The organism is Paenibacillus sp. FSL R5-0473, from assembly GCF_038004565.1.
GTDB lineage: Bacteria > Bacillota > Bacilli > Paenibacillales > Paenibacillaceae > Paenibacillus > Paenibacillus amylolyticus.
This window is the reverse complement of record NZ_JBBORL010000001.1, coordinates 3,240,390-3,266,640: the sequence shown is the minus strand read 5'-3', so window position 1 is coordinate 3,266,640 and position 26,251 is coordinate 3,240,390. Positions and strand designations below refer to the sequence as shown.

The following is a 26,251-nucleotide window of genomic DNA, read 5'->3' as shown; positions in this document are numbered from 1 at the left end:
TATGTAAGACGAGTTCATTGTAATCAACATTTTATAATAAGGATGGGATGACATGGCTAAAGACGGAATGTTTTATGCACCAAAAAGTGTTACAAAAGAGGTCGTATGTGGTCCGGGTGAGTTCACGATTGCTGCTGTTGCGCTGGATCACGGACACATCTACGGCATGGTTGGGGCATTGTTGGAGGCTGGTGCTACCCTCAAGTGGGTGTATGATCCGGACCCGGCGAAGGTAGAGGCATTTCGGAAGCAGTTCCCACAGGCTCAAGTCGCTGGATCTGAAGCGGAGGTGCTTGCAGACGATGAGGTGTTGTTGGTGGCAAGTGCAGCGATCCCTTCAGATCGTGCGCCGCTTGGCATGAGGGTTCTGGCCGCGGGCAAGGATTATTTTACAGACAAAGCCCCGTTCACCACGCTGGAGCAATTAAACCTTGCACGAGAAGAAGTGAAGCGAACGGGCAAGAAGTACATGGTGTATTACAGTGAACGGCTGCATGTGGAAAGTGCGATTTATGCCGGACAGCTCATTGAACAAGGGGCAATCGGCAAAGTAGTGCAAGTTATGGGTACAGGCCCACATCGCTTAAATGCCGGAGGAAGACCCGACTGGTTCTTCAAGCATGAGCAGTATGGCGGCATTCTATGTGATATCGGGAGTCACCAGATCGAACAATTCCTGACGTTTGCATCATGTACGGACGCTGAGGTAGGGTTCAGTCGTGTGCATAACTTCAATCACCCACAGTTCCCGGAACTGGAAGACTTCGGTGAAGCTTCTCTGATTGGTGACAACGGAGCGTCCGGTTACTTCCGAGTGGACTGGTTCACACCGGATGGTCTGGGCACATGGGGCGATGGGCGTACAGTTATTCTGGGAACGGACGGTTATATTGAGCTGCGGAAGTATATCGACATCGCAAGGGAACCTCAGGGGGATCAGGTGTACCTGGTCAATCATGAAGGGGAGTACCGCTACAATGTAAAAGGCAAGGTTGGTTATCCTTTCTTTGGTCAACTCATTCGCGATTGTCTGGACCGGACCGAGACCGCTATGACACAGGAACATGCATTCAAAGCGGCAGAACTCTGCCTGATTGCACAGCATAAAGCGATGAGTGAGCGCGTGGTGTGGAGCAGCGGAGCGAAGTAAATGTTAGGTGAAGGAGCGCAAGGGGAGAAAAGTTTGATCACTGAAGGTTATCGGCATTCTTCTATTGTTCAGTGAGGAAAGAGCAGCCCGGGTGTAAACTGCATCCTACGTGTTAGTTATGGCTAACATATAGGACAGTTTACTCGGGCTGCTTTTTTGAGTACGTTTGTGACTTCGCAGATGGATTATTATGGGTTATATTATATGTAGTTCGGATGATGTTTGAAAAGAGAGGTATTTACGAAGTTCGTAGATATGATGTTATCCGAAAAAACTTAAATACTTATTAATAACAAAAGTGAAGCGAAAGCTATATCAGCTTGGATTAGGAGCAGAAGATTATGATGTGGATTGAAATGTCAACAGACGAAACACATGGAGGAAAAGGATGGGGATTTTCTCAATGTCTATGGTCTCCAGCATATAAGATCGTTAAGAACTCTAGAAGACCTTGGCCGTATTGGAATAGCTTGATACGTGTTAAAGAGGGAGACGTTATTTTACATCTTAAAGGTAATGCAGAGCCTGGATTTGTAGGATATTCTATTGCTGAAGCTGATGGCTTTGTTACAGATCTCAGACCGCCTAATCCCGGAAGCCAATGGGATTATGCAGAAAAGTTTAACAGAGTAAATTTAAAAGACTTTGAATTATTTACTGAAAAAATTTTGCTCAGTAAATTATTCAGTCAAAAGGAAAGTCAGCTTAGATACTATTTCAATATAAATAAAATCAAGAAAGGCAATGAAAAAAAACTTTTGTTTTATGTAGTTCAAAACGATAGTTTACGTAGGCAGAATGGAGCTTATTTGTCAGAGTTAGATAGGATATTAAGTGATATTCTATTTGATGAAATTACAAGCTATACAAACGTTAAAGAAACTAATATCAGAAAACAGGTAAAAGCATATGAAAGTCAATCAAGTTTAGCAATTCGAATCGGACAAAATGAATTTTCGAAAAATGTTAAAGAAAACTTTCACAATAAATGTTGCTTTCCTAGTTGCGAAATTAGCGATAAAAACTTTTTGATAGGGTCACATATAGCACGATGGTCGGACAGACCGGAATTAAGAGGAGAAATAGATAACGGTTTGTGTCTTTGTTTAATGCACGATAAAGCTTTTGAAATGGGCTTATTTACTTTAGATAGTGATTTGCTAGTATCAATAAATACTGAGCGCTTAGCCAATTATGGTAATCCAATAAATCGAATAAAAGAATTTAATGGTTATCCTATCAAGCAAGCGCAAACATGCGTTAACACTGATTATTTAGAACATCACTGGACAAGAATTGGTTTTAGACCTTGAACAAAGAAGTATAGCTGTTTCAAAGAAGCCTGTTTCTTCGGATAACATAATATTCACGCTGCGAGAATTCGCTCTTGGTCCGGCTTTCGCCGGACACCCGACATACGTCGGGTCGTGAATACAGGAACGTTATACGCAACCACCCAGGAGTAATTGTATGCGGATCAAGGAAGGGGATAAATTGAATGATATTGAATTTGGAACTTGCGGATATTTTAGAAAAATCTGAAATTAATTATATGGTTGATCGAATGACTGCAATCAGAGAACGAGAAGGAAACCCTGAGGGAATTGAAATAAAACGATTCGGGGAGAGCACAGCGTTTTATAGTAAAACCATGCCATGGGGTCTTTTTAATAATGTAAAGGGAAGGATTTCTGATGATGTCATTGAAGATATCCTAGACTTTTATAATGAGCGGGAAAGGAATTTTGAGATTCAAGTCATCCCGGGTAATATAAATCAAGAAGTTATGAAAAAACTCCATAATAAAGGCTTTTATCAATCAGGATTTCATACAACGCTTTTTTGTGAACCTGGAAATCTAAATTCGTTTGATCATCATAAACTGGAAATTCGTGAACTACTCGAAGATGAGTTCGATACATATGCAGAAATTCATTGTTTAGGTACAGGATTATCTCTTGATGGGAAAAAACACGTGGCTGCAAATAACCGAGTACTGTTTTCCCGTCCTGGATGGCACTATTATTTGGGGTTGGATCAGGGCTATCCAGTTGCAGTAGCTGTAATGTATATAGAGAACAATGTTGCTTCATTAACATTTGCGACAACACTACCTGAATATCGAAATAAAGGATTTCAAACAAATTTATTACTTAGACGAATTCATGATACCTACAACAATTGTAATCTCGTTGTGAGTCAGTGCTCATTTTGCTCGCAAAGCCATCGGAATATGGAAAGAGTGGGCATGAGAATTGGATATACCCGGGCAACATGGACAAGGAATTAATTGTGAGGGGAAATTTAGGCTGGCATCGCCTAACATAATATTCAAGCAGCGGCCCTTCGGAGCCTTGGTCTGCGAGGTGGATTTCGAAGAGGCTTTTCAGCAGACAACCCCTTCGGGGTTCGTGAATACATGAACGTTATCTGACATAAACTATTACATTTTAGGAGCAAATAATGAATATCACTTTTTCGAAATGGGTGCAATATTATCGAAGAAATAATCAGAATCTCAAATATATTCATTGGGATGACAACTATAAATTAACAACTAATGAAAGAGAAATAATCATTAAGTCAATTCAACAGTTTCAATTAGGAGAAAACTCTGAAGGTAAATATCTAATTAAACGTGCGCAAGAATATGTACATCAGACGCAAGATCAGGATTACTATGAAGCGCTTATAGAATTCATTAAAGAAGAACAGAGGCACGCTAGAGATCTAGGCAGATTTATGAAGGTACAGGGAATCCCACTCCTTCGTAGACATTGGGTGGACAATGTATTTAGAAGATTACGTCGATATGCGAGTTTAGAACAATCAGTCATTGTTCTATTAACTGCTGAGATTATTGCTAAGTTGTACTATAAAGCCTTGCAAAAATCTACAAAGTCAGAAGTATTAATCGATTTATGTAATCAGATTTTAAGTGATGAGGAGAAACATGTTCAGTTTCAATCTGAAACACTTCATAAATTTGCTCAAAATAGAAGCGTTCTCTTTAACAGAATAGTTCATATCCTTCGTAGAATCCTTTTTGAAGGAACGCTAATTATAGTGTGGTATCAACATAAGCCAGTATTTAAAGCTGGGGGATATAAACTCAAAAGTTATTACTATGAATGCCATCATGAGTTTAACTTAACGAAGAAGATTATAGCTAATTCACAGTAGAGGTTTACGTCAGATAACATTATATCCAAGCTTTGGGTCCTGACGCTCCCTCGGTCAGCCCGAAGGGAATTGGCAGGGAAGTGGAATCTGGCGGACACATCCGCACCGACTAACCGCATCGCGGCCGTCTTTTGACGGAGCCTTAATTCGGTGGGACGTCGTGAATACAGAACTTTATAGGTGATCAGCGTAAAAACAGTATAACAATTCATTATTTTATTTTGAATAGGAGTGAAATCATGCTGGAAGCGGTTATTTTCGATATGGATGGTACACTATTTCAAACAAACAAAATCTTAGAGTTATCGTTAGAAGAAACATTTACTATCTTAAGGTCTCTAAATGAATGGTCGAGTGAAGCTCCAACCCAAAAATATCGTGAAATAATGGGAGTTCCTCTACCAGTAGTTTGGGAAACGTTATTACCGAATCATTCAACTGAAATCAGACGAATTGTGGACGAGATCTTCCTAGAGAAGCTAATTACAAATATTAATAATGGCAATGGCGCCCTATATCCTCATGTCAACGAAATCTTTGATTACTTGAAACATGAAGGCTATTTCATTTTTATTGCAAGTAATGGACTAAACGAATACCTCAATGCCATCGTTAACTGCTACAAATTAGATAAGTGGGTGGCAGAAACTTATAGCATCCAACAAATAGGAACTCAAAATAAGGATGACTTAGTCGGTCATATTCTTAAAAAACATCACATCAGCAATGCAACTGTAGTTGGGGACAGGATTTCTGATTTCAATGCCGCAAAAAACAATGGGTTGAAGGCTATTGGTTGTCGATTTGATTTTGCCCAAGAAGGGGAGCTTGCACAAGCGGATTTTATTATTGACGACTTACTTGAATTAAAAAATATATTTAAACATCAGGGAAAATAGAATGATTTTGTAATTATATCGAAGAAGACGCTGAAATCCTATAACACCATATTTAAGCTGCGGTTACCCCTTGTTCAAAATGATGTTTTTGGCAGGGGAGTTGATTCATGTGACAACTTGCTGCGCAAGTTCGTGAATACAGAACGTTATACGCAACCCCTTAAGAATGTTAAACCATGCAACCAATTAATATAATAAATATAGGTGAAAGAATACATTTACAACGTAGCAGTTGAAAACCAGGATGAACGGAATATTAGAAGGTGTACCATATAACAATAAATTTCCACATCGTTAGTTATGCTCCTTGGTCATCAAGAGGAATACCAGAAAGCGGATTCATAATAAAGTGCAAACTAAAGAATATTTCTATTATGCGAAAGAGAGGATCAAATGAATTATCATTTTGGTTTTTCATGGAAGGGTCTGATCATCTTTTTATTACCAATGATACCAAATATATTTTATTTTTTAATTCCTGCGTCAGATATATCAGGAAACAATGCAAATAGCTATTTGATTTTAGATGTTTTGGAGCACGGAAGTCAGGCGATATTTTTCTTTCTTCTGATATTTGTTGTAAGAAAACAAGCATCTGAAATGCGATGTCCGTATATAATTGGTATGGCAATAATGTTGATTTTTTATTATGGGCTATGGATATTGTATTTTACAGGCAACGCAAACTCGATTATTTTTTTGGGGATGGCCGTTCTCCCGGTAGTATATTTTATATTAGCTGAGATTTGGCTTCAAAATTATCTGGCTATTATACCAACAGTACTTTTTGGTATTGTGCATGTCATTAATACATATTTGTCTATTGCGAATTAAAGGGAGGACAACAATCCTCTTAAATTTTGATTGTTCGTTCAGCATGTATTCTATATCAAGGATTAAGTCCCGAATGGTGAGGTTAGAAGTAAGCCATAGCTTAAGGCAGGGGTGTCCAACGTGAGCAGTAATCTGAATGAAGCCATCGGCAAATCTCCGGTCCGAGGAACACAAGCCTCTTATAAGGCTAGCGTTCATTGGATGAAGTTACTACACAAACCAAAGTTGATACTGCTGAAGGCGTACGAGAGTAAATGAGGGCATCTTTCCTATGCGGAAACGGATTTGATAGGAGCAAAAGATAGAATCCAAAAGATAAAATACGTAAAGACATATTAAATATATAAAACACACAAGACATATAAGGATGTGGAATCGAAGAAGAAAGGGCAGCGTATAACAATGCATTATTGCTTCGTCGCTGACGCTCCTCGGTCTTCAAGAGGGATTTCGGAGAAGTGGAATCAGGCGACACATCCAACCGGCTAAGTGGCAAAGCCACCCGGACCTCCGGTCCTTAAGACGTTTGGACGTCAGAAATGCGCAACGTTATACGCAATACCCTGAAATTAAGAAGAAACTAAAGAACAATAAAAGAAGAAACATAATAAAACTTAATTGAAGGTGATAATTATGAAAGATTGGGACTACAGTAAGCCTTGGTTCCATGGCTCGCCATTATTTCTAAATGAATTACTAGTCGGAAGCACAATAACTCAAGATCGAGAGTTAGCGAGAATCTTTTCGCAGAAACCATCTATTGTTTCTTTTAATGAGAGTGGCGCAAGATTTCATAATGGTAAGTTATGTGGATACATTTACATAATTGATGAGGAAATTATAAGTGAGGATGTATATCCACATCCAGCAACTACCATGAAACCTGGTGAAGAATGGCTCATAAAAAGAGGATTAAAAGTACGAAAGATAGATGAAACAAAAACAAGAGCGGAAGAACAACTTTCAGAGGAAGAGGAGGTAGAATTATTGGAAAAGCTAAATAACAGATAGCCCATAGCTTAGTCACAGAAGAGGGCACTGCAAATAACAATATATTCACGCCTCGGGCCATTCGGCCCTGGGTCAGGCAGGGGAATTGGGAGCAGCCGGACAACCCTGCACTAGCTAAGTCCGTCAGACCCGGCTGTAGCCCTTAAGCCAGTGAGGGTTCGTGAATACAAGAACGTTATCTGTAAGATTGAAAAATGATTAAAACTGTAAAAAGAAAAAGTATATATTATCTAATTATAGAGTTAATTCAATTGCAACGTTCTGTTGCTAGAGGGGGAAGTGATCAAGGTGCTAATTTTGATCCTGCTTATAATTATTGTTATGGGAGTAGCAATTATAGATGGGAGATTAAAAAAGAAACTTGAAAATGATAAAAGAATTATTGAAAGATTAGATGTGTTAATTAATGAAGTGAGAGATATCCGTAAAAAATAGAGAAATAATAATCACAAAAGAAAATAAAGGTTTATTGTTAATTGTAAATCGCTGAAACCTATCAAATTCAAATCAGATGGAAAATAGGATTAAGTGGACTTGTTCACAAAATGTTAATAAGAAATATTATGATTATCAATAAATAAGTTATAATTCAACGTGTTATTTCTGCTCGAAGAAAGTCAATCCATCAGATAACATAATATTCAAGCTGTGGCTCCGATGGAGTCTTGGTCTGCGGGAAGGAATTCAGAGAGGCAATTCAGCAGACAACCGTTGGGGTTCATGAATACAGGAACGTTAGATGAAATCCCCAATCAATAAAGACTAATACTTTTGAGTGCATTTCATTTTTAAGGGGGAAACATAAATGATAGAACTTAGGAAAATAACATTTGATAATTTTTCAGAATGTCTGGACTTAAGAGTTGAGGAAGAGCAAGGCAGATTTGTAGCATCTATTATTTATACTCTTGCGGAATTATATGTTGTTATAACAAATAAAAGCAGTTTTATTCCAATGCCATATGCGATTTATTGTAATGATAAGATGGTTGGATTTATCGCAATGTCATATGTTATTTCTGAGAGTGAAGATTCTGAAAATTATTATGACATATATAGATTTATGATAGATAAACGATATCAGCGCAAAGGATATGGCAAAAAAGCAATAGAAAAGTCAATTGAGTTACTTCGAACTTTGCCGCATGGAAAGGCCTCAGAAGTCGTGATTCTTTATTCGCCCGAGAATAAGGTAGCAAGGAAACTTTATTCTTCTCTTGGTTTTGTAGAAACAGGGGAGTTAGATGAAGACGGCGATATTTTCGCAAAACTGATCTTATAAAGCAAGCAGGACTTCTATGTAGTAATTCGAAAAAATAAGGTGAATCATCTAATATCATATTAACGCATCTGGTATTCGCCCTAGGTCGCTGGGAGGGATATCGAGGGAGATGGGTCAGGCGACAATCCTGCACTGACTAAGTCCGTCGGACCCGTGCTGTCGCGCTTAAGCCAGTGAGTGTTCGTGAATACAAGAACGTTATAGGAAATCAAGAGAAAGCCTAAATAAATTATAAAGATTAGATAAATCATTAGTTAAGGACGGTGATTTCAATAAGTAGCTTGTTACTAACCTCTTGTGGTTTTTATACTGAAGATATTAAAAATCAATTTCTGGATTTTATTGATGGAGATATTTCTCAATTAAAAGTCTCAATTATTACAACAGCATCCCCTAGAAAAGAAACTAATAGATATGCACAAAGAGCAATGCAAGAGTTTAAGGACATGGGATTTCAGCATATCAATTTTGTAGATATTGAATTTGATGACCCGCAAATACTCTTACATAGAGATGTTATATATATTAATGGTGGGAATCCATTTACACTATTGTATTACGCTAAGAAAAGTGGTGCTGATGAAATTATCAGAACACTGGCCGCACAGAATGTAATTATAGTTGGAGTAAGTGCAGGAACGTTATTACTGGGGCCGAATATTAACATTGTCGATTTCTTTACTCCACAAATGAACACAATGAATTTAACGGATTTTAAGGCATTAGGAGTAACCGACAAGCTTATTTTTCCTCACTATGATCGAGAGGACATATTTAAAGATAGTACTAATAAAACAATTGAAGAGAGAATAGTAGAATTTGAATCCAATGAGAACTGTAAGGTGACAAGGCTTAAAGATGAAGAATATATCTCAATCTTAATGAACCAAGCACATTGAATCGAAGAAGCCCCTGAAATCTTGCAAACACCGTATTCACGCTGGGGCTACGCCCCTTGGGCTGTCAGTGGGGTTTCGAGGAAGTAGTATCCAGCAGACAACTCCTGTGAGGATAAGTCTTCGACCCAGTCGCTCCTTTAAGTCTCTCGGGTTCGTAAATACAACAACGGTAAATAAAATAACGAAGCAGTTTATATTGGGAGTTGATTCATTGAAGTATTCAACTGTAGTTCTTGACTTGGACGGAACATTATTAAATTCAAAAAAAGAAGTATCTAAGAGAAACGTAGATGCGGTCTTATCTTGTTATCAGAAAGGAATGAGAATAATATTTGCAACAGCTCGACCGCCCAGGGCGGTTAATTGTTTGCTTCCACAAGGATTAGTAGATATCGGGGCTTTTGTATATTACAACGGAGCTCAAGTGATATGTAAGGAAACCAAGATAGAAATTAATGAATCAATCCCTGCTAATGTAACTACAGAAATTCTTGATTACTGTTTGAAGTGTGACCCTCAAATTGAACTGACTATGGAAGTGAAGGATGAGTGGTTTAGTTTAAGAGAGCTTGATTATATGAGCTCAATGAACACACAATCAAACCCCATAGTAAAACCCTTAAAAGAATTAAAGCAATATGATGCCACGAAGATACTTCTGACTGGCAATAATCACAATTCTGGATTGTTTGAAAAATTCGAGGGTAGAGTGAATATACTAATTACGGATAATAATAAATTAGTACAAATCATGCCTCTTCTGGCATCTAAGGAAATGGCAATTACTAAACTCTGTGAATTATATAATGTAGAATTGGATTCCATTATTGTATTTGGTGATGATCATAATGATGTAGGCCTCTTTAAGATGGCGGGATATTCTATTGCTATGGGAAATGCGATTAGGGAATTGAAGGAAATCGCTGATGAAATAACCGTTAATAATGATGAAAACGGTGTTGCTGTAAGTCTAGAAAGATTTTGTGGGTAACTCAAGGTTACTTTATCTCACAGTACATTCATACACCATCGCACTTGCTCCTCGGTCGCCAAGAAGGATATCGGAGAAGTTGATTAAGGCGACACATTCAATCAGTTAAGTCTATTGACCCGTTCCCTACGTTAAGCTGCTTGAACGTCAGGAATACAAAAACGTTAGCCGAAAGAAGTTCTTTTTTTAGGAGGAGTCTATATGATATTAGAAAAAGTTATAAATAGAATTACAATACAAAGTGAATATAAGGATTTGGTTGATAAGTATGTGGATCATATTCTTAACGAATTCAAAGATAAGATTCATAGCATTTATATGTGTGGCTCGATTCCCAAAGGAACGGCTCAACCTTTTAAGTCAGATGCAGACTTTACTATTGTATGTGCAAATCCCGAAGATATTGATTACGAAAGATTGTCAATGATTAAAGACAGGCTTTTGGAAGAATATTCATTCGTCACTAAGATGGATACGATCATTTGCTCGATTGATGATGTATTAAGTAGACCGAACGATTGGGGTTTTTGGGTTAAGATCATTTGTGTGTGCATACATGGGGAGGACATTGGTGAAAAAGTACCCCCGATCATAATTTCTCCAGAATTCATTTTAGACTTAAATACAGATACCAAGGAGGAAGTAGATCGTGTACATCGATCACTTTCTAATGTTAGTGATCACTCAATGAAAACTAGATATATTAAAGGTTACTCTAAGAGATTAATTCGTGCATTATACTCTTTGGTTTTAGAAGATACAGGGGTATGGGAAGATGAAATCATTAAGATGAAGAATGCCATATTAAACTATTGTGAGATTAACGCCGCTTTAGTTGAGTATCTATATGCTTGTTACTTGGATTGCAGCAATGTACTTGTTGAAGAGTTTTTGAGAATTGCAGATGAAGTATATCGCTATTTTGAGAACGCTCTAAATACAATGGCTGCTTCCAGAAATTCATTCAACTGACACCATATTGACGCTCGGGGTCACTCTGAGAAGCGAGTGACCCTATCCAGCCCCCTAAGTCAGTCGGGACGTTACTTCATTAGGTGTTCGGCAAGCCTCACAACTATAAGTAGCGACTCTAAGGGGCCAGGACGTCGTCAATACAAAACGTTAGAAAATTGCTGTAATAAGAAATAAATAAGAGGTGCGGACAAATGGGGCAGACTAGTCCTAAGTTTGCTGATAAAGAATTAATTGAAGTATTATAAAGAAATTACATTTACCGCCACTTACTCCGTTTTCACAGGACTGGGAATATACGTTGGCTGATTCTTCGAAAGTAAATGAATTTATTACATATTATGAAAATAATAAATTTAACAACAAAGAGAAATTTATGCTGATGATAGTTATAATATCTTCATTTGATGATTATCTTTCCGAGGGAATAGGAACTGAAGAGATCAGAATTTGGAATCGAATAAAACAAAATATACTTAAAGACGATAAATTACATACAACAACGTTATATACAATCAGGCAAGAATTTACACCCCGAGGAGAGGTTTAGTTGTTCAATACAAACGCAATAACAAAATTTATAGGTTTATGTTTTATGTTCTTAGGCTATTGGAGATTAACTGATTTTGTAATTTTAAATCCGGTATTTACTTTTAGTTTCTCTATTGCTGGCTTCTTTTTCATATTATTTGATTTAACAACTCACCATTTTGAGCAATTAAAAAGGGAAAAAGAAAAATACTATAGTTGGAAAGGGAAGATTCTTAGATTTTTAAAACTCTCTCTACTATTCTTAACTGCATTTTCTATAGTAGCATTGCCTCATCTCACACTTGGTTGGGAACAGGAATTAATTTTGAAATTAAATGATGCAATTGTTCTTTTAGGTTTAGGTATTGTTGTTTTCCTAATCGGACTAAAATCAGACCAAGAAATAGATAACGTACTAGAGGTCTTTGAAGACGTAGAAAATAGATTGAAAAATATCGATGATAAATTTAGCGGTATAATAGCTAGTAAAGATGAAGAGATAGAAAAATTAAAACATGAACTTAAAGAACTGAGAGATGACTCAGGAAGCCCGGGAAGCATATAACAACACATTCAACGCTTCGGTCGCTGTCGCTCCCTCGGTCCGTTAGAGGCATTTCGAGGAAGCTTATCCAGCGATAACACCTGCGAGGCTAAGTCTTCGACCCAGCAAGGCGATTACTTCGTTTTATCGCCGCGGCAACCTTAAGCCTCTCGGGTTCGTGAATGCGGAGAGCGTTATGCGCCATTACCTGTAAATATTAAAGATAATATTTAAGGAGAAAACTTATGAAAGGTAAGATACTCTTATTAGTTTTTATTACAATAGTGTTTTCATCTTGCCAAAATAGTAGTCATTCGACTACCTTGAACAGCGAAACTAAATCAAAAATGAATTCTGAACTGTCTCCTGATGAAGTGAGTACAGGTAATGGAACAGAACCGAAAGAAATAACTGAAGGTCGATCAGATGCTTCTAACAATGAAGTGTTATCCATTAGCATTGGGAACTATGAATTGAAAGGAGAATTTTATGATGAAATGCTTCGAAATCCTATAGATCATGATTATGAAGTGGAATTTGATGAGGCTCAAAATTCAAAAGAGATTATTACAACAATGGGATGGGGGGCGTTGGAAAGCAAATATACAGAGATTTGGGATAAAGAGTTGAATCAAATATATAAAAAACTTCTTTCTAAGTTGGATAGAGAACCAAGAGAAGCACTAATCGAATCGCAGAAAGAATGGTTACAGTATCACTTAAAGGAAACAAAATTTGTAGAGAAGACATTTATTAATAATGGTTACCTTGGAACACAAGGATCGGTAAGCCTAGGCATGGTTATACGGGAGAGAATTAGGGAAAGAACAATGCAATTATTTGAATATCGATATTTGCTAGATGGTGAAGTTGAGTTTTTATACCAAAGTAAAAAATAAAGTTGGAATCTGGATCAAAGGTTTTTAGGTGATGCCTCGAAGCAGTAACGGCACATAACAATGTATTCAAGCTGGGGGGATACCACGCCTTGGTCGCCTGCGAAGTTTCGATGAAATGAATCCATACGACACTTTAATTTTACTTAAGATAAGAGCTATCTAAGGGGAATCAAAGTCAGGAATTGACATACGTTAGGTGAAACCGCGAAGTGCATTGAAAAAAAGGAGTTAGATGCAAACATGGAATTAAAACTTGTCCGAGTAAATTCTGAAGATAAAAGTATACTAATCAATTTATATGAATTGTACGAGTATGACTTCAGTAAATATACAGGTCGAGATATAGATAGAAACGGAAAATTCGAAGTAAACATAAATTATTATTGGGAAGGCGACGAAAGATGGAATCCATTTTTTATAGAAGTAGCAGGTAAACTCGTTGGTTTTATAGTAGTCCTTTTTGAGAATATGGATACTGATCCAGATCCGACGCATGTGATATACGATTTCATGGTTTTACAGAAATACAGAAGATCGGGCATAGGTCGTAAAGCAGCAATAGAAGCATTTAAGATGTACAAAGCGAATTGGAAGATTTCGCAAATGGAGAGCAATCTTCCGGCAAGGACATTTTGGAGAAGTGTAATAGAAAGTTTTAAAGGAACTAACTACACTGAACACTATGCACAAGATCGAAAAATATATATACAAGAATTTAGTACAAGAAATTAGAAAAAGAGGGTCATAAAACCCTCTAAATACTAGAATTCTGCAATTCACTAAATAGTTGTAGGGCATCTTTGAAACCTTGTATGTAGATACTTCTTTCTAGGATGGATTGGAGTGAGATTTGTGCGTCTTCGTAAAGAAAAACTGTATGTTGAAGTTGATCGGGCAAAGCATCACGAAGTGTTTTAAAATATTCATCTGTCTCAGCAGAAAGCTGAGTGTACTCTCTATGACACTCCAGAAGCTTAGTATAGAGCAAATCTAAACGTATTCTTATCAGTGGTTCTGTTAATGATTCTACAGTATTAATCATATTTAGTTCCTCCTTTAATTAACTCTATAAAGTTATTATATGACCTCTTAGAGTTAATTGCAAGGTGAATATTTGACTTTGTAGAGTTAAAACTTCGCTTTCAGTTGATGATTGCTAATATGAAAGATAAGATAGAATTACGGAGGGGAAAAGATGAACATAATCAAGTGTAATATACGAGAACTCATGGCAGAACATCGAATAGATGATATAACAGAATTGATGGCAAAATCGGGCTTAAGCCGGAATTCGATCAATAAACTCTATAGGGAAACAAATATAGAAACAACAAAGCTGGAAACTTTATTCAAGCTATGCGATACATTTAATTGTAAATTATCTGATTTGATCGAATACGTACCAGGAGAAAAATAAATAGTGAAGGTCCGGAGCCTTGGTCTGTGGATAGATTTTGAGAAGGAATTTCAGCAGCTCCCCCTTTGGGTTCAAGAATACAGAAACGTTATCCAATACTCCCAATCAAAACAACAAGCATAGGAGCAATATTATGACAATCATTTTCAAAGAAGTAAAAGACATTGATACACAAGCAATTCAAGAACTGTTTCACTCGGTTGACTGGAAATCAGGAGATTTCCCAGAAGATCTTAGACAAGCAATAAACAACTCGCATACGGTTATTACTGCATGGGATGATAACAAATTAGTTGGTTTAATAAATGCATTGTCTGACGGCGTGATGACAGTATATTTCATTACATGTTAGTACACAAAGAATATCAATCATTAGGAATTGGAAAGAGAATGATGGAACAAATGCTTAGTCGATATTCTAATGTCAAAACAAAAGTACTTATATCCTATGATAGTGCAGAAAAATTCTATGGAATATTTGGATTTAAGCCAGAAGAAGGAACTAAAGCCATGTTTATTTCAGATATGGTATAGCATTGAAGTAAAGATTCCGATCAGATGAGAATTGATTAGATGAATTTGTTTTTGAGAAGGTCCTATATAAAGCTTCAATTCGGATATGAAGGGATACCAGATGATAAGTTATAAACCATTTCAAAAATTATTGATTGACAGGGAGATTAAGAAGCAGGAATTATTAAAAATCCCGGGGATCTCATCGGCAACGATGGCAAAACTCAATACGAATGAGTATGTATCTTTAGAAGTAATTGATAAATTATGTACGGCATTGGGATGCCAGCCTGGAGATCTATTGGAGCATATAGCAGATCAATGATGGGATGATAACATCTGCTGTTAACCAAAATTGAGATTCCGTCGTATGACATAAAGCAACGGCTCCTAACGGAGCCTTGGTCTGCTAAATGGATTTCGAAGTTGATATTTTGGCAGACACCTCCGAGAGTTTGTTGAACTGCATAAAAAAAGGAAGGTGATTAGAAATCACTGCAATAAATTAAAGAGGAGAAGCTAATTATGTCTAGACCTTTAAGAATTCATATTATAGGTTCAACTGGTAGCGGAAAAACATACCTTGGTCAAGTTTTGTCAGAGAAGTTAAATATAAAAATTCACGAACTAGATACAGTCATGTGGAGCAGTAAAGTGGAGTTTTCAGGAAAGAATTCTCCAGACATGAGAGATAAATTACTACATAAAATAATTGATAATGATAGTTGGATTGTAGAGGGAGTATATTATAAATGGCTTTCTGATAGCTTTTCAAGAGCAGATGTAATTTATTACCTAGATACTAATGTATTGATTCGACATTTTAGAATTATCATGAGATTTGTTAAACAAAGAATAGGCGCCGAAAGATCTATATACAAGCAAACATTAAAAGGACTAATTGAAATGCTTATCTGGAATCATAAATTTAATAGTACAAATCGGAAAGAAATCTGTAGTTTCTTGTCCCCTTATAAAGACAAAGTGATAATCTTAAAAACCAACAGGCAAATGATAAGTTTACTCAATGAAGGCAGTGAAATCACATAACTCCGTATTTACACATCGGGATATACGTCCCTCTGTCAGCAGAAGTTTTGGTAGAGGACCAGAAGGTAATATAACAATTAAACGGTGGACATTGATCCTTGGGCCCAATAAGCAGTACACCCAGCCTACGCTGGGTCTTATATACAGATAAGTATGTGAAATCGACGAAACTATTTAATGAGGGTGAACGATGAAGATAATAAGAGATAGGGAAGAACTTGAAGGAACTGGTTATATTGAAGTTTTACCCGGAAAGTACCTTGGGCAATGTTGGAATGAGGACTCAATTTACTTTGATGAGGAAGTATTCGGCTTTGTAGAGAAAACAATAGAAAATATATTTTCTGGATATGATCATTATGCATTTAATGAAATACATCGAAAAACGTGGGAGGTGATCCTTGAGGATTTGAAAACGCTTGCTAATCTCCTTGATGAAAAAGTAACAATGGAATTAATAAATGAACATGTATATTTCTTCTTTGGCAGTTCTAAAGATGAGTTTCAACAAGATTTTCTCAATAGTGTTCAGAGACTTCGTGAATTAATCATAGAGTTTGTTGTATGGGTTGAAAAGCAATTAACAACTCAAGATTTTGTTTCAGTTCTAGGCATTTAGCTATTCCATTCGAGGAAGAGTGGTTATTTAAACCACCATAGGAGGAATTAAAATGAAATTTATCGTTTCTGCTAGTGTAATCGTTCTCAATGAACATAATGAGATTTTGCTCATGAAAGGTCGAAGAGGTTGGGAAATGCCTCAAGGTTGTGTTGAAGAAGGAGAGACTATTAGGCAGGCAGCGGTTCGAGAAGTGAAAGAGGAAACAGGGATTGACATTGAATTAATTAAATTTTGTGGATTGTATCAGAACATAACGCGCGGTGTATGCAACAATATATTTACTGGAAAACCGATTGGTGGAGCTTTAACTACCAGTGATGAAAGTGAAGAGGTAGGCTACTTTACTTTAGAAGAGGCTCAACAAATGATAACATGGGGAAATTTCTATGACAGAATTCATAATGCATTAGATGAGAAAAGCCATCCTTTTTTGATTGAATTTTCAGAATAAGGGCACTCATTATGATAGACTCCACCTTAAAGTTGCTCCTATCTTGGTTGGTGATGTTCTAGACAAACACCATTCGACCCATGATCGGGGCGCTTTTTATATGATTTTACCTTCGTAACTCAGGTTTAATTGCGCTAGTTTTCTAATCAAAATACAGATACGAGAGTAGTTTAATATAAGGAGCAGCCCGAGAACAAAGGTTGCTTCTTTTTTTGCTTTACACTTCGCAAATGGAACATTGTGGGTTATATTGGATATGATTTGGTTCTATAGTAGAGAAATGGAGAGGTGATCAACTTTGGATAAAAATATACGCTTTCCGATAGGACACTTTGAGCCAAGTTTTAAATTCTCTAATGAGGACCGTATCCACATCATAGGTCAAATTTCCGGAATTACGAAGACCTTAAGAGAGATTACACAACATCTCAATGATGATCAACTTTGTACTCCTTATCGTGATGGCGGTTGGACAATCACACAGATTGTGCACCACCTTGCGGACAATGACATGAACGCTTATATCAGATTTAAGAGAGCCTTGACTGAAGATGAACCGATGGCAAGCTCATATCGAGAGGATTTATGGGCATCATTACATGATTACAGGAATACGCCCATAGAAGATTCAATTTTGCTGATGGAGATACTGCACAGGCGATTTCTCACGCTGTTGTATGGTTTACATCCCGATCAGTTTAGACGAACACTCCGAACAGAAGTGTTAGGTACAATTGCATTGGATATTGCCCTTCAAAGATTTGTATGGCACGGGCAGCATCATATTGCTCAAATTAAATCTTGTATAACATCGCAGAGGTGGTAGGTCTTATACATATCTCAAGTGTGGAGGTAACATATGTGTAAAAGTGAATTGAATTTCTAATGAGGAGCCTTGGTCTGCTACTATCAATCACCTAGGATCTGTATGTAAACGGATTCAGAACTAGATGAGTGACTGCACTTGAGATATAAAATCAAATAGAAGTAAATCTTGATTAGGGAGATACAAATGTTAATTGAAGATGAAAAAGTATACCCTGATTGCGCAGTTGAAATAAGAACTGTCGACGTTGGCGGTTTAACAAAACCACAGCTTATACAGAAACTGGAGCAACACTCTATTTTATTGAATAGATATGGAGAACAGTTGTTATATGATGAAAGATTTATAGTTTCCAGTACAAAACAAAGTTTGCAAACGGTTGAGTTGACCGTCAGGCAACTTGGATTTTCGGATGGTGCTACGACTTTTCAGCTCTTTCGAAGAGCAAATGATCTTGGGTTGGAATGTTGTCCGGTTGAGTTAGGTCCTTATCTAAGAATGCAATATTTGGATCAGCCTGAGATATGTTCTACCAATATTTCAGAGGGTAACAAAGCTCCGTCCGGCTCCATTACGATAGCATCTGCAGCCCTTACGGAGGATAATGATTGTCCAAAAGGTTTTTATCTCAGAAGAATAAACGATAAGTTATGGTTACGAGGATATCTTGCCGACGATTTGCATATTTGGAGTCCTCATCATCGTTTTATCTTCTGTAGGTCTCAGCTTTCTATAGCATGAAGATCAGAAAGGTATTTTTAAAACAAAGGAGTGAAAGACCAATGGATATCAAAAACAAAAGCGGAGATGTGCTTGGAAAAATTCAAATTGAATCCTTGCGCAATGATAATGCGATTGACCGAATCGTCATTGACTTAAAGCCTGGTGAGGGGAAGGCGATTTACACCGCAGATGTTATAGAGAACCAATTCACGCAACAGACCAATTATGCACCCATTTCATGGGAAGACGGTTTGGAACAATTGCAGAAACATTATTCTCCATGGCAGCCGAAATTTCCGATTGATTCTGATATAGATGCCATTCATGTATTTTATGGATTTGATAATTTAACTCCGCAAGAAATCGATGAAATGATTGAAGAAAGTAACAGGTCAGGCCGAAATGCAGTGATTCGAGACTTGAAGCCCAATAAGAAGGTTGTGGGTATCAGCATCACGTATAAAGAATACGGTGGTTATAAACTTAATATTTTTGGGACAACAAAGAGCCGGATCGCATTGCCTGATCATGATGGTACTACGGTTACGCAAGCAGCCATACGTGGCGTCCAAGCATTTTATATTTTCAATAACGAAACTTCCCAATTGGTATGGATCGAAGAGGATGTGCATGGGAAGGCGCTGCAATACGAGATCATTGGCGGAAACATGTCAGAAGATCTTGTGATGAAGATTGCGAAGTCAATGAACTGATAAATGATGATATTAATCTGAGTGAGGTGCAACGATGAGTTACAAAGCTATACTCATAGACCAATTAAACGCCTGTTATCATGACAAGAGCTGGTTTATTCCGCTTCATGATATTTTGACAGACCTCAATGCGGCGGAGGCCGCTTATGTAAAGAATGAGGGAGAGCATTCCATTTGGGCGATCGTCAATCATCTTATTTTCTGGAATGAGAAGTGGCTTGAGAGATATATTGCCGAACAGGTCAACGGGCAGAATTCAGTGAATAATGAGGATACATTCGACATAGATACGTCTAACCTGAATGATGTGGAGTGGCGCAAGACATTACATAGACTGAAAACCGTGTTTAGTGATTGGAACAGGGCACTCGAAGATAGTGAAGAACATAAATTGACCCGTGAAATCCCTGCCTATTTCAACGCGCCATGGTGGGGAGTTGTATCAAACCTATGTATTCATAATGCCTATCATATTGGCCAAATCATGCTGCTCAAAAAATCAATGAAACACACGTAGTACACGCTGTATTACATTTATGAAATTATACTTAAGCAAAGGAAGATGACTATCATGGAAAAAGGCAAAATTATATTTTTGAACGGTGTAACCAGCTCTGGTAAAACTTCAATTGTAGAGGCGATGCAATCATACGATGATCCGTTTTTCTATGTTGTGGCTAATGATTTATTTGAAAATACGATTGGTGATAAACATCTTCAGACGGATTACTGGAAGTATCTGAGTGAAGCGATTGTAATGATGTATCATACGGCAAAAGTATTTTCAGACCATGGAAAGCATGTTCTGATTGATGGTATTCTTGTGGAAAGACCGGAGCTCGCGCCGCATTATGAACAAGTCAAACAGATTTTTGAAGGGTATCCACTGGATATCGTTGAGTTATATTGCCCCCTCGACATATGCCGTCAGCGGAACATTGAACGTGGGGATCGAAGAGAAGAGCAATCGGATGAGCAGCATCAAATCATGGCTTCCGACATTCAGTATAGTTTCTCGGTGGATACGAGTGTGCATACACCTGAAGAATGTGCCGAGATGATTATAAATACGCTGTTTAAAAGTGAATAGGGGTTCACTGTATGAATTAAAGAGAATGTAAAAAGAAGCTGGGGGTGTGGATGACATTGGTTTCTTCATATTGGAGGTACTTTTTATATGTAACTGAACATAAATTGAATGTTTTAATCGAGTGCTGGCATGAAGGTTTATATGTACAAGGGCTGCTTCATGATTTATCCAAGTTTTGTCCTCAAGAATTTATCCCTTATGCAATCAAGTTTTATGGGGGCCGTAAAGATGAAGATACAGAACTAAGATGGAAGAACGCATGGTTACATCACCAGAATCATAATAAACATCATTGGGAGTATTGGATTGTAAACAGAACTACAAAAGAAGCTTTGCCTATGCCAAAAAAATATTTTATAGAAATGGTATGTGACTGGAGATCTTTTTCAAGAAAATGGGGCCGCAGAGTCAAAGATTCCAATTTGGCAGAACGTATGATGAACTCGGAAGATGTTATTCTGCATCCAATGACGAGAGAATCGCTTATGCAGTACTTATTAGAGAGGTGAATAATGATGATCCAAAATGATATGCGGTTTTTGGAATTGGCCATAGGAGAGCGGGCTGCCGTAAAACGAAAAAAGCTGAAAGAATGGAATGTTAGACTGGGAATTATCAATACAGCATGGGATGAAAAGTTCATATGATAACAGGTGGAATTACAAAAAGTACGCTCATTAATGATTTAAGAGGCTTAGGTGTTAAGAAGGGCATGACGATAACTGTTCATTCCTCCTTCAAAGCAATAGGTAAGGTTATAGGTGGCCCGGTAAGTGTTATTTTAGCTCTGGAAGAAGCCGTTGGAACCAATGGAACCATTGTCATGCCCACTCAAACAGAACATCTTTGTGAACCTTCAGAGCATGACGCGAACCTGTCTTCAGATGAAATTGAGTTCATCAAAGACAACATGCCTATTTATTATCCTGATTTAACACCAACCTCGTATATGGGCATCATTCCTGAGGTGTTTCGGAGGCAAGATGGTGTGTTTCGAAGCTCACATCCGCACATGTCTTTTGCTGCCTGGGGGAAAGAGGCCAAACGGATAATGGAAGATCACAACTTGCATTATGCATTAAATGAGAAATCTCCGTTAGGAAAAATCTATGATTTGAGTGGATACATTCTGTTACTTGGTGCGCCTACAAATAGTAACACCTCCTTGCACCTGGCCGAATATAAACAGCAGAATTCATTTGTTAAGCCAAAAGTCTGGGGAGTAAAAATGCTGGTGGATGGAATTGAGCAATGGACTACATACGATGATATTAACAATGAATCAGATGATTTTGAATTGATTTTTAATGAGTTTAAGATCCAGACTAACGCTGTTACCGAAGGAATGGTAGGGGAATCTGTGAGTTATCTGATACCCCAAAGAGAGATGATTGATTATGCTTTGGGATGGATGAATCGTAACCGAAGAGAACATATCGAGCAGTGAATCATTTCAAAAAAGATAGAAGGGGGAAATGTAATCATGACTAAAGAGATTGAACATTTGCTTCAAACTTTTGAAGAATGGACGGTGTTTGTCAAGACGATGAATCATCTTGAAGAGAAGACCTGGAATTCCAGCATGGAAGAAGGGAAATGGACGATAAAATCCATCGTCACTCATATCATGTTATGGGACCGATATTTTTACAAGGAAGCGATTGAGAAGATTGCTCTGAAGCAGCCAGTTACGTTGAAACATATGAATTTTGAAGAGTTTAATCGCAAAGCTATTGAATTTGGTAACCGCACAGAGACGTCCGAAATCGTAAACAAGGCTATCACGTACCGCCATAAAATTATGAATGACATTCGAGGGTTATCGGAGGAACAGCTTCATCAGACGTATTTGGACGCAGAGGGGAACGTATTTTATATTCCCCAATACCTTAAAGATTTTATATGGCATGACCAGCATCATATGGAACCGTTGAAGAAATATCTTGCCAACCTTGAAGCGTAAAGGATTTAGCAGGCAGGGGGTGACACGGAATACAGCATGTTGCTTGCTCTGAATATAATATGTATCCCAAACCAGGGAGGGATTGTAGTGAGTAGTCATACGATTGAATTAACTCAGGAAAATCTGATCGGTTCATTTACTAATGAGGTAACCCCCATTTTGAGCGTGAAATCTGGTGACTCTATTCGTTTTCAGACGCTGGATGCGGGCTGGGGAACGGGTGTGAGTTATGTGGAACGCATGAAACCTTTTGAGCGTCAAGGTGAAAAAGATGGAGGTCATGCCTTAATCGGTCCGATCTATATCGATGAGGCGAAGCAAGGACAGACGTTGGAGATTATTTTCAATGAGATCGTACCCGGGACTTACGGGTTTACTTCCGCTGGCGGATATCCCAACTGGCAGAACCATAAGTTACATCTAACAGAGGTTGAAGAACTGTCGCTGAACTGGACACTTGATCGCCAAACGATGAATGGAACCTGTGAAGTACACGGGAAATCCTTCACGGTATCTCTCTCGCCGTTTATGGGTGTAGTGGGTATGCCGCCAGAGTCAGGTGGAATTCATACGACTTGGCCGCCTCGCTATTGTGGAGGAAACATCGACTGCAAGGAACTGGTGCAGGGAAGTAAATTATATTTACTTATCCCCGTAGACGGAGGTTATCTCGCGATTGGTGATGGTCATGCACGGCAGGGAGACGGTGAAGTCAGCTGTCAGGCCATCGAATGTCCAATGGAGGTTGTGGATATCACGATCAACGTGATTGATGATATGATTTTGACCAATCCTCGTGCACATACGCCATCCGGCTGGCTTACCTTCGGTTTTCATGAAGATCTTAATGAGGCTACGGTTCAAGCATTAGACGGGATGCTCAATCTGATGGGTGAGTTGTACGGACTAGATCGAGTGGAAGCGATTGCACTTGGAAGCGCGGTAATTGACCTGCGTATCACCCAAATTGTGAATGGCGTTAAGGGTGTACATGCTGTCCTTCCGCATGACGCTTTTAAGTGACTATACAATTCAATTGTTCCCTTACCAGCCGCTCAATACCTTGAGCGATGGAGTGAGTTCGCAGATATCCATCTACTCAGCAATCATTGTAAGGAATGGATTGAGCCGAATCTGAGCTGTTTAAGCTCATTTACCAAAAGTGTAACCATCTCTAATCAAGTGGGTTTATGCAAACCTGAGATTGAGATATACCAACGGGTCAAAACCCTCCTGGCAGCTGGAGAAGAGGTTCTATTTATAGATGATCAAGAGAAAAATTTACATTCTGCTAAGCTACTTGGTTGGAAGACTTTACTGGCTGACGAAGAAGGAGATTGGGTTAATGAAGTTGAGTCATTGCTAATTTAGAATGTAATCCAGAAACAGTAATAGAACAGCATGCATAACTGGCACACCGTGCATAACCGCTAAACTCCAAATTGCTTTAGATGATGATCTAAATGCTTGTATATGCCCTTACCCCATTGCTCGGCTGTTAATTTTCCGAAGAAGGGATGGGGGTGGCGGGAGAAATTTTCTGAAGCACCTTGTTGAAAGATATTAATCTGCTGCTCAAGCTTTTCTTTTTCTGCCATAAACTGTCGTTGGTCATCAATAATGATTGTCGGGATCGTAGACATATTATGGGGCAAGGGCTTGTCATTATAAAACATTGGTTTTGCGAACCGTCCTATAAGTCTTCCAAGTAATCCTCTAGGTGGAAAAGCATTTCCTAAGGGGAGATCATGAAATGCTGAACAGTGAGCCAGCATTTGAGAGACCTGCATCGTGCCCCATTCAGGGATGGATTTTTCACTAAGTTGATCCATGCGCTCTGTAATTTCAGCAGCATTCATCGTATCAAATATACTTTTCACAAGAACACCTCATTCCTCCAGGATATAAAATTTGAACTTAAACTATCATCATTCTCTTATTGAAAGGTTTATCCTCTTACTATCAAGAATAATAAGATATGGTAAGTTTAGTCAATGTGTTATAGGAAAATCACAATTGAAATCGGAGGATGCGAACTTGGAAAATAAGGAAACGTTTAATCTCGTAACACATGAATATGAACGATATAGACCCCTTTATCCGAGTGAAATGTTTGATGAGATTTTTACATACCTGAATCTTAGTAAAGAGGGTTCCATTCTTGAGATTGGCTGCGGAACGGGGCAGGCCACAGGCGGATTGGTGAGCAAGGATTATACAAACATCACGTGTATTGAATTAGGCAACAACTTGGCACAGTTCACCGCAGACAAATTCAAATCATATCCATCGATTCAAGTAATCAACACTTCCTTTGAGGACTGGAATAACGAAGGAAAGCGATTTCAATTGATTGTGTCAGGAACGGCCTTTCACTTCATTGATCCGGAGGTCGGTTACCACCGGGCTTGGGAATTGCTAGAGAATACAGGCGGCATTGGACTTTTCTGGACGATTCATGTACCGGTCTATGACCAGCTGCACAATGAAATTCGTTCCCACTACACAGCATTATCCCCTCATCTCGATGATTCGCACTATCCTTCGCCAGATGAAGTTATCCAGGAGCGTAAAGAAATAACAGAAAAATCCGGCTTGTTCACGGATATTGAGGTTAAGGAGTATAACTGGATACAGACTTGCTCCAGCGAAGAATATGTCGCTTTATTAAATACCAACTCCAAACATCAGCAGCTTTCTATTGATGTTCGGCGTTCACTTCTAGAGCGAATCAAACATTCCATTGATGCTGCAGGTGGAACGATAGAGAAACAACATAAGGTTGCGCTTTTTCTAGGGAAGAAAAAGGTCTAAGAATATATGTTTTTATTATTCTACTTAAGAACAGGAGAGAATATATGAGTGATCCGCGTTCAACATACAGTATCCAAACGGCAGTGTTAAGCTTACAAGAGGAATTAGAGAGGTTAAAGATGCAGGCGATAATGGGGTGGTCCAAAGAATTCCGAAATCTAGAATGGTATGGTTTGAAAAATGGAATGCGTCTATTGGAGGTCGGAAGCGGACCAGGTTACATTACAGAGCAATTATTGAACAGCCTGCCGGACAGCGAGCTTACCTCGCTTGAGATTGATCATTCGCTGCAAGGACAAGCCAAAGAACGGCTGAAAGATATTCCTTCCAAGCGATTACAATTTGTAGAGTCTTCCATCTACCAGATGGATCTGCCTGATGATTCTTTTGATTTTGTCGTGGCAAGACTTATCTTTCTTCATTTGAACAATCCTGACGAAGCTGCACAAGAGATATATCGTGTACTGAAGCCTGGTGGCCGTCTTGCTATTATTGATGTGGATGACGGCGTTTTTGGAGCAGTGAATCCTGATGTTCCTGCTTTGCATACGGTATTAATGAAAATTTCGAACTATGTAGCACAACACGGCGGTAATCGTTTAATTGGTAGAAGTCTGCCGCGTCTCCTTTCTGAGAGCGGATACATCGATGTTGACATTGATTCTGTCCTTCAACATAGTGATCTGTTAGGCATAGAAGGGTTTAAGCACCAGTTTAATCTTAATCGTTTTGTACATTTTGCTGAAAAAGGTGTGATCAGTTCGGAGGAATTTGCTCAGCTGCAACAAGCTTCTGAAGCGATAAATCATTCGCCGGAAGCCTATGCCATGATGAATTTCATTACAGCTTGCGGCACAAAGCCATTGACATAGCT

General features: G+C 38.2%; 36 protein-coding genes. 34 read left to right on the top strand and 2 right to left on the bottom strand.

The features are described from left to right. Positions 1-52: 52 nt before the first annotated feature. From MKY28_RS14090 to MKY28_RS14020, 15 genes are all read left to right on the top strand, one after another. Positions 53-1,150: a Gfo/Idh/MocA family protein gene (locus MKY28_RS14090; RefSeq protein ID WP_036670455.1), complete on the top strand. Its 1,098-nt coding sequence runs from the start codon at positions 53-55 to the stop codon at positions 1,148-1,150. A gap of 341 nt (positions 1,151-1,491) precedes the next feature. Next, positions 1,492-2,463 (top strand): HNH endonuclease, encoded by a 972-nt coding sequence (locus MKY28_RS14085; RefSeq protein WP_051449697.1) that lies wholly within the window; start codon positions 1,492-1,494, stop codon positions 2,461-2,463. 185 nt (positions 2,464-2,648) lie between these two features. Next, complete coding sequence (locus MKY28_RS14080) at positions 2,649-3,440, top strand: GCN5 family acetyltransferase (protein ID WP_051449698.1); 792 nt, start codon at positions 2,649-2,651, stop codon at positions 3,438-3,440. Between the two features lie 173 nt (positions 3,441-3,613). Beyond that, complete coding sequence (locus tag MKY28_RS14075; RefSeq protein ID WP_340032710.1) at positions 3,614-4,333, top strand: ferritin-like domain-containing protein; 720 nt, start codon at positions 3,614-3,616, stop codon at positions 4,331-4,333. Between the two features lie 239 nt (positions 4,334-4,572). Continuing rightward, positions 4,573-5,232, top strand: coding sequence for an HAD hydrolase-like protein (locus MKY28_RS14070; RefSeq protein WP_340032711.1), 660 nt, complete (start codon positions 4,573-4,575; stop codon positions 5,230-5,232). Between the two features lie 393 nt (positions 5,233-5,625). Next, positions 5,626-6,066 carry a hypothetical protein gene (locus MKY28_RS14065; protein ID WP_076326795.1) on the top strand — a complete coding sequence of 147 codons (441 nt, stop codon included), beginning with the start codon at positions 5,626-5,628 and terminating at the stop codon, positions 6,064-6,066. Between the two features lie 633 nt (positions 6,067-6,699). Continuing rightward, positions 6,700-7,077, top strand: a complete 378-nt coding sequence (locus MKY28_RS14060; protein ID WP_036670459.1) for a hypothetical protein — start codon at positions 6,700-6,702, stop codon at positions 7,075-7,077. 288 nt (positions 7,078-7,365) lie between these two features. Then, entirely contained in the window at positions 7,366-7,512 is a 147-nt protein-coding gene (locus MKY28_RS14055) for a hypothetical protein (protein WP_156946107.1), read from the top strand. A gap of 370 nt (positions 7,513-7,882) precedes the next feature. Continuing rightward, positions 7,883-8,359, top strand: coding sequence for a GNAT family N-acetyltransferase (locus tag MKY28_RS14050; protein WP_036670460.1), 477 nt, complete (start codon positions 7,883-7,885; stop codon positions 8,357-8,359). Positions 8,360-8,640: 281 nt separating this feature from the next. Beyond that, on the top strand, positions 8,641-9,258 hold the full coding sequence (locus tag MKY28_RS14045; RefSeq protein WP_340936247.1) for a Type 1 glutamine amidotransferase-like domain-containing protein: 618 nt from the start codon (positions 8,641-8,643) through the stop codon (positions 9,256-9,258). A gap of 211 nt (positions 9,259-9,469) precedes the next feature. Then, the gene (locus MKY28_RS14040) at positions 9,470-10,249 is read left to right on the top strand and encodes a Cof-type HAD-IIB family hydrolase (RefSeq protein WP_338708529.1); all 780 of its coding nucleotides are present in this window, start codon (positions 9,470-9,472) and stop codon (positions 10,247-10,249) included. A 201-nt stretch (positions 10,250-10,450) separates the two neighbouring features. Then, positions 10,451-11,221, top strand: coding sequence for a nucleotidyltransferase domain-containing protein (locus tag MKY28_RS14035; RefSeq protein WP_338708530.1), 771 nt, complete (start codon positions 10,451-10,453; stop codon positions 11,219-11,221). A 550-nt stretch (positions 11,222-11,771) separates the two neighbouring features. After that, complete coding sequence (locus tag MKY28_RS14030) at positions 11,772-12,317, top strand: hypothetical protein (RefSeq protein WP_036670465.1); 546 nt, start codon at positions 11,772-11,774, stop codon at positions 12,315-12,317. A gap of 224 nt (positions 12,318-12,541) precedes the next feature. Then, positions 12,542-13,195, top strand: coding sequence for a lysozyme inhibitor LprI family protein (locus MKY28_RS14025; protein ID WP_338708531.1), 654 nt, complete (start codon positions 12,542-12,544; stop codon positions 13,193-13,195). A 240-nt stretch (positions 13,196-13,435) separates the two neighbouring features. Then, positions 13,436-13,927 carry a GNAT family N-acetyltransferase gene (locus MKY28_RS14020; RefSeq protein WP_340029838.1) on the top strand — a complete coding sequence of 164 codons (492 nt, stop codon included), beginning with the start codon at positions 13,436-13,438 and terminating at the stop codon, positions 13,925-13,927. Between the two features lie 22 nt (positions 13,928-13,949). Here the strand turns inward: MKY28_RS14020 and MKY28_RS14015 are convergent, their stop codons facing one another. Continuing rightward, positions 13,950-14,237, bottom strand: coding sequence for a hypothetical protein (locus MKY28_RS14015; RefSeq protein ID WP_036609138.1), 288 nt, complete (start codon positions 14,235-14,237; stop codon positions 13,950-13,952). 153 nt (positions 14,238-14,390) lie between these two features. Here MKY28_RS14015 and MKY28_RS14010 point away from each other — a divergent pair, with 153 nt between their 5' ends. The 17 genes from MKY28_RS14010 to MKY28_RS31725 all read left to right on the top strand — a co-directional run bounded on the left by MKY28_RS14010 (position 14,391) and on the right by MKY28_RS31725 (position 23,934). Next, positions 14,391-14,612 carry a helix-turn-helix domain-containing protein gene (locus MKY28_RS14010; protein WP_179086413.1) on the top strand — a complete coding sequence of 74 codons (222 nt, stop codon included), beginning with the start codon at positions 14,391-14,393 and terminating at the stop codon, positions 14,610-14,612. A gap of 133 nt (positions 14,613-14,745) precedes the next feature. After that, the gene (locus tag MKY28_RS14005) at positions 14,746-14,964 is read left to right on the top strand and encodes a hypothetical protein (RefSeq protein ID WP_340936246.1); all 219 of its coding nucleotides are present in this window, start codon (positions 14,746-14,748) and stop codon (positions 14,962-14,964) included. Continuing rightward, positions 14,958-15,146, top strand: coding sequence for a GNAT family N-acetyltransferase (locus MKY28_RS14000; RefSeq protein ID WP_340936245.1), 189 nt, complete (start codon positions 14,958-14,960; stop codon positions 15,144-15,146). Before MKY28_RS14005 ends, MKY28_RS14000 begins: the two co-directional genes overlap by 7 nt. 100 nt (positions 15,147-15,246) lie before the next feature. Next, positions 15,247-15,450, top strand: a complete 204-nt coding sequence (locus MKY28_RS13995) for a helix-turn-helix domain-containing protein (RefSeq protein WP_338708533.1) — start codon at positions 15,247-15,249, stop codon at positions 15,448-15,450. Between the two features lie 200 nt (positions 15,451-15,650). Beyond that, positions 15,651-16,175 carry a DNA topology modulation protein FlaR gene (locus MKY28_RS13990; protein ID WP_338708534.1) on the top strand — a complete coding sequence of 175 codons (525 nt, stop codon included), beginning with the start codon at positions 15,651-15,653 and terminating at the stop codon, positions 16,173-16,175. Between the two features lie 190 nt (positions 16,176-16,365). Then, entirely contained in the window at positions 16,366-16,794 is a 429-nt protein-coding gene (locus tag MKY28_RS13985; protein WP_338708535.1) for a hypothetical protein, read from the top strand. Positions 16,795-16,846: 52 nt separating this feature from the next. Continuing rightward, positions 16,847-17,248 (top strand): NUDIX hydrolase, encoded by a 402-nt coding sequence (locus MKY28_RS13980; protein ID WP_340936244.1) that lies wholly within the window; start codon positions 16,847-16,849, stop codon positions 17,246-17,248. A gap of 298 nt (positions 17,249-17,546) precedes the next feature. Then, complete coding sequence (locus MKY28_RS13975; RefSeq protein WP_340936243.1) at positions 17,547-18,074, top strand: YfiT family bacillithiol transferase; 528 nt, start codon at positions 17,547-17,549, stop codon at positions 18,072-18,074. Positions 18,075-18,260: 186 nt separating this feature from the next. Beyond that, the gene (locus MKY28_RS13970) at positions 18,261-18,815 is read left to right on the top strand and encodes a helicase (protein WP_340936242.1); all 555 of its coding nucleotides are present in this window, start codon (positions 18,261-18,263) and stop codon (positions 18,813-18,815) included. 41 nt (positions 18,816-18,856) lie between these two features. After that, the gene (locus MKY28_RS13965) at positions 18,857-19,510 is read left to right on the top strand and encodes a DUF4367 domain-containing protein (RefSeq protein WP_340936241.1); all 654 of its coding nucleotides are present in this window, start codon (positions 18,857-18,859) and stop codon (positions 19,508-19,510) included. Between the two features lie 34 nt (positions 19,511-19,544). After that, a complete protein-coding gene (locus MKY28_RS13960; protein WP_340936240.1) occupies positions 19,545-20,027 on the top strand; it encodes a DinB family protein in 483 nt (160 codons plus the stop codon). Positions 20,028-20,081: 54 nt separating this feature from the next. Next, positions 20,082-20,600 (top strand): phosphotransferase-like protein, encoded by a 519-nt coding sequence (locus MKY28_RS13955; protein WP_340936239.1) that lies wholly within the window; start codon positions 20,082-20,084, stop codon positions 20,598-20,600. Between the two features lie 50 nt (positions 20,601-20,650). Then, positions 20,651-21,109, top strand: a complete 459-nt coding sequence (locus MKY28_RS13950; protein WP_340936238.1) for a DUF5662 family protein — start codon at positions 20,651-20,653, stop codon at positions 21,107-21,109. A 134-nt stretch (positions 21,110-21,243) separates the two neighbouring features. Then, positions 21,244-22,047 carry an aminoglycoside N(3)-acetyltransferase gene (locus MKY28_RS13945; protein ID WP_340936237.1) on the top strand — a complete coding sequence of 268 codons (804 nt, stop codon included), beginning with the start codon at positions 21,244-21,246 and terminating at the stop codon, positions 22,045-22,047. Between the two features lie 36 nt (positions 22,048-22,083). Continuing rightward, positions 22,084-22,563: a DinB family protein gene (locus tag MKY28_RS13940; protein ID WP_340936236.1), complete on the top strand. Its 480-nt coding sequence runs from the start codon at positions 22,084-22,086 to the stop codon at positions 22,561-22,563. An 87-nt stretch (positions 22,564-22,650) separates the two neighbouring features. After that, positions 22,651-23,586, top strand: a complete 936-nt coding sequence (locus MKY28_RS13935) for an acetamidase/formamidase family protein (protein WP_340936234.1) — start codon at positions 22,651-22,653, stop codon at positions 23,584-23,586. Positions 23,587-23,598: 12 nt separating this feature from the next. Further along, entirely contained in the window at positions 23,599-23,934 is a 336-nt protein-coding gene (locus MKY28_RS31725) for an HAD-IA family hydrolase (protein ID WP_445670922.1), read from the top strand. 59 nt (positions 23,935-23,993) lie between these two features. On the opposite strand, the gene MKY28_RS13930 is transcribed toward MKY28_RS31725, so the two are convergent. Beyond that, a complete protein-coding gene (locus MKY28_RS13930) occupies positions 23,994-24,443 on the bottom strand; it encodes a DUF1569 domain-containing protein (protein ID WP_340936233.1) in 450 nt (149 codons plus the stop codon). A 157-nt stretch (positions 24,444-24,600) separates the two neighbouring features. Here MKY28_RS13930 and MKY28_RS13925 point away from each other — a divergent pair, with 157 nt between their 5' ends. Beyond that, on the top strand, positions 24,601-25,377 hold the full coding sequence (locus tag MKY28_RS13925) for a class I SAM-dependent methyltransferase (RefSeq protein WP_340936232.1): 777 nt from the start codon (positions 24,601-24,603) through the stop codon (positions 25,375-25,377). A gap of 44 nt (positions 25,378-25,421) precedes the next feature. Beyond that, positions 25,422-26,249, top strand: coding sequence for a methyltransferase domain-containing protein (locus tag MKY28_RS13920; RefSeq protein ID WP_340936231.1), 828 nt, complete (start codon positions 25,422-25,424; stop codon positions 26,247-26,249). Positions 26,250-26,251: the final 2 nt, after the last annotated feature.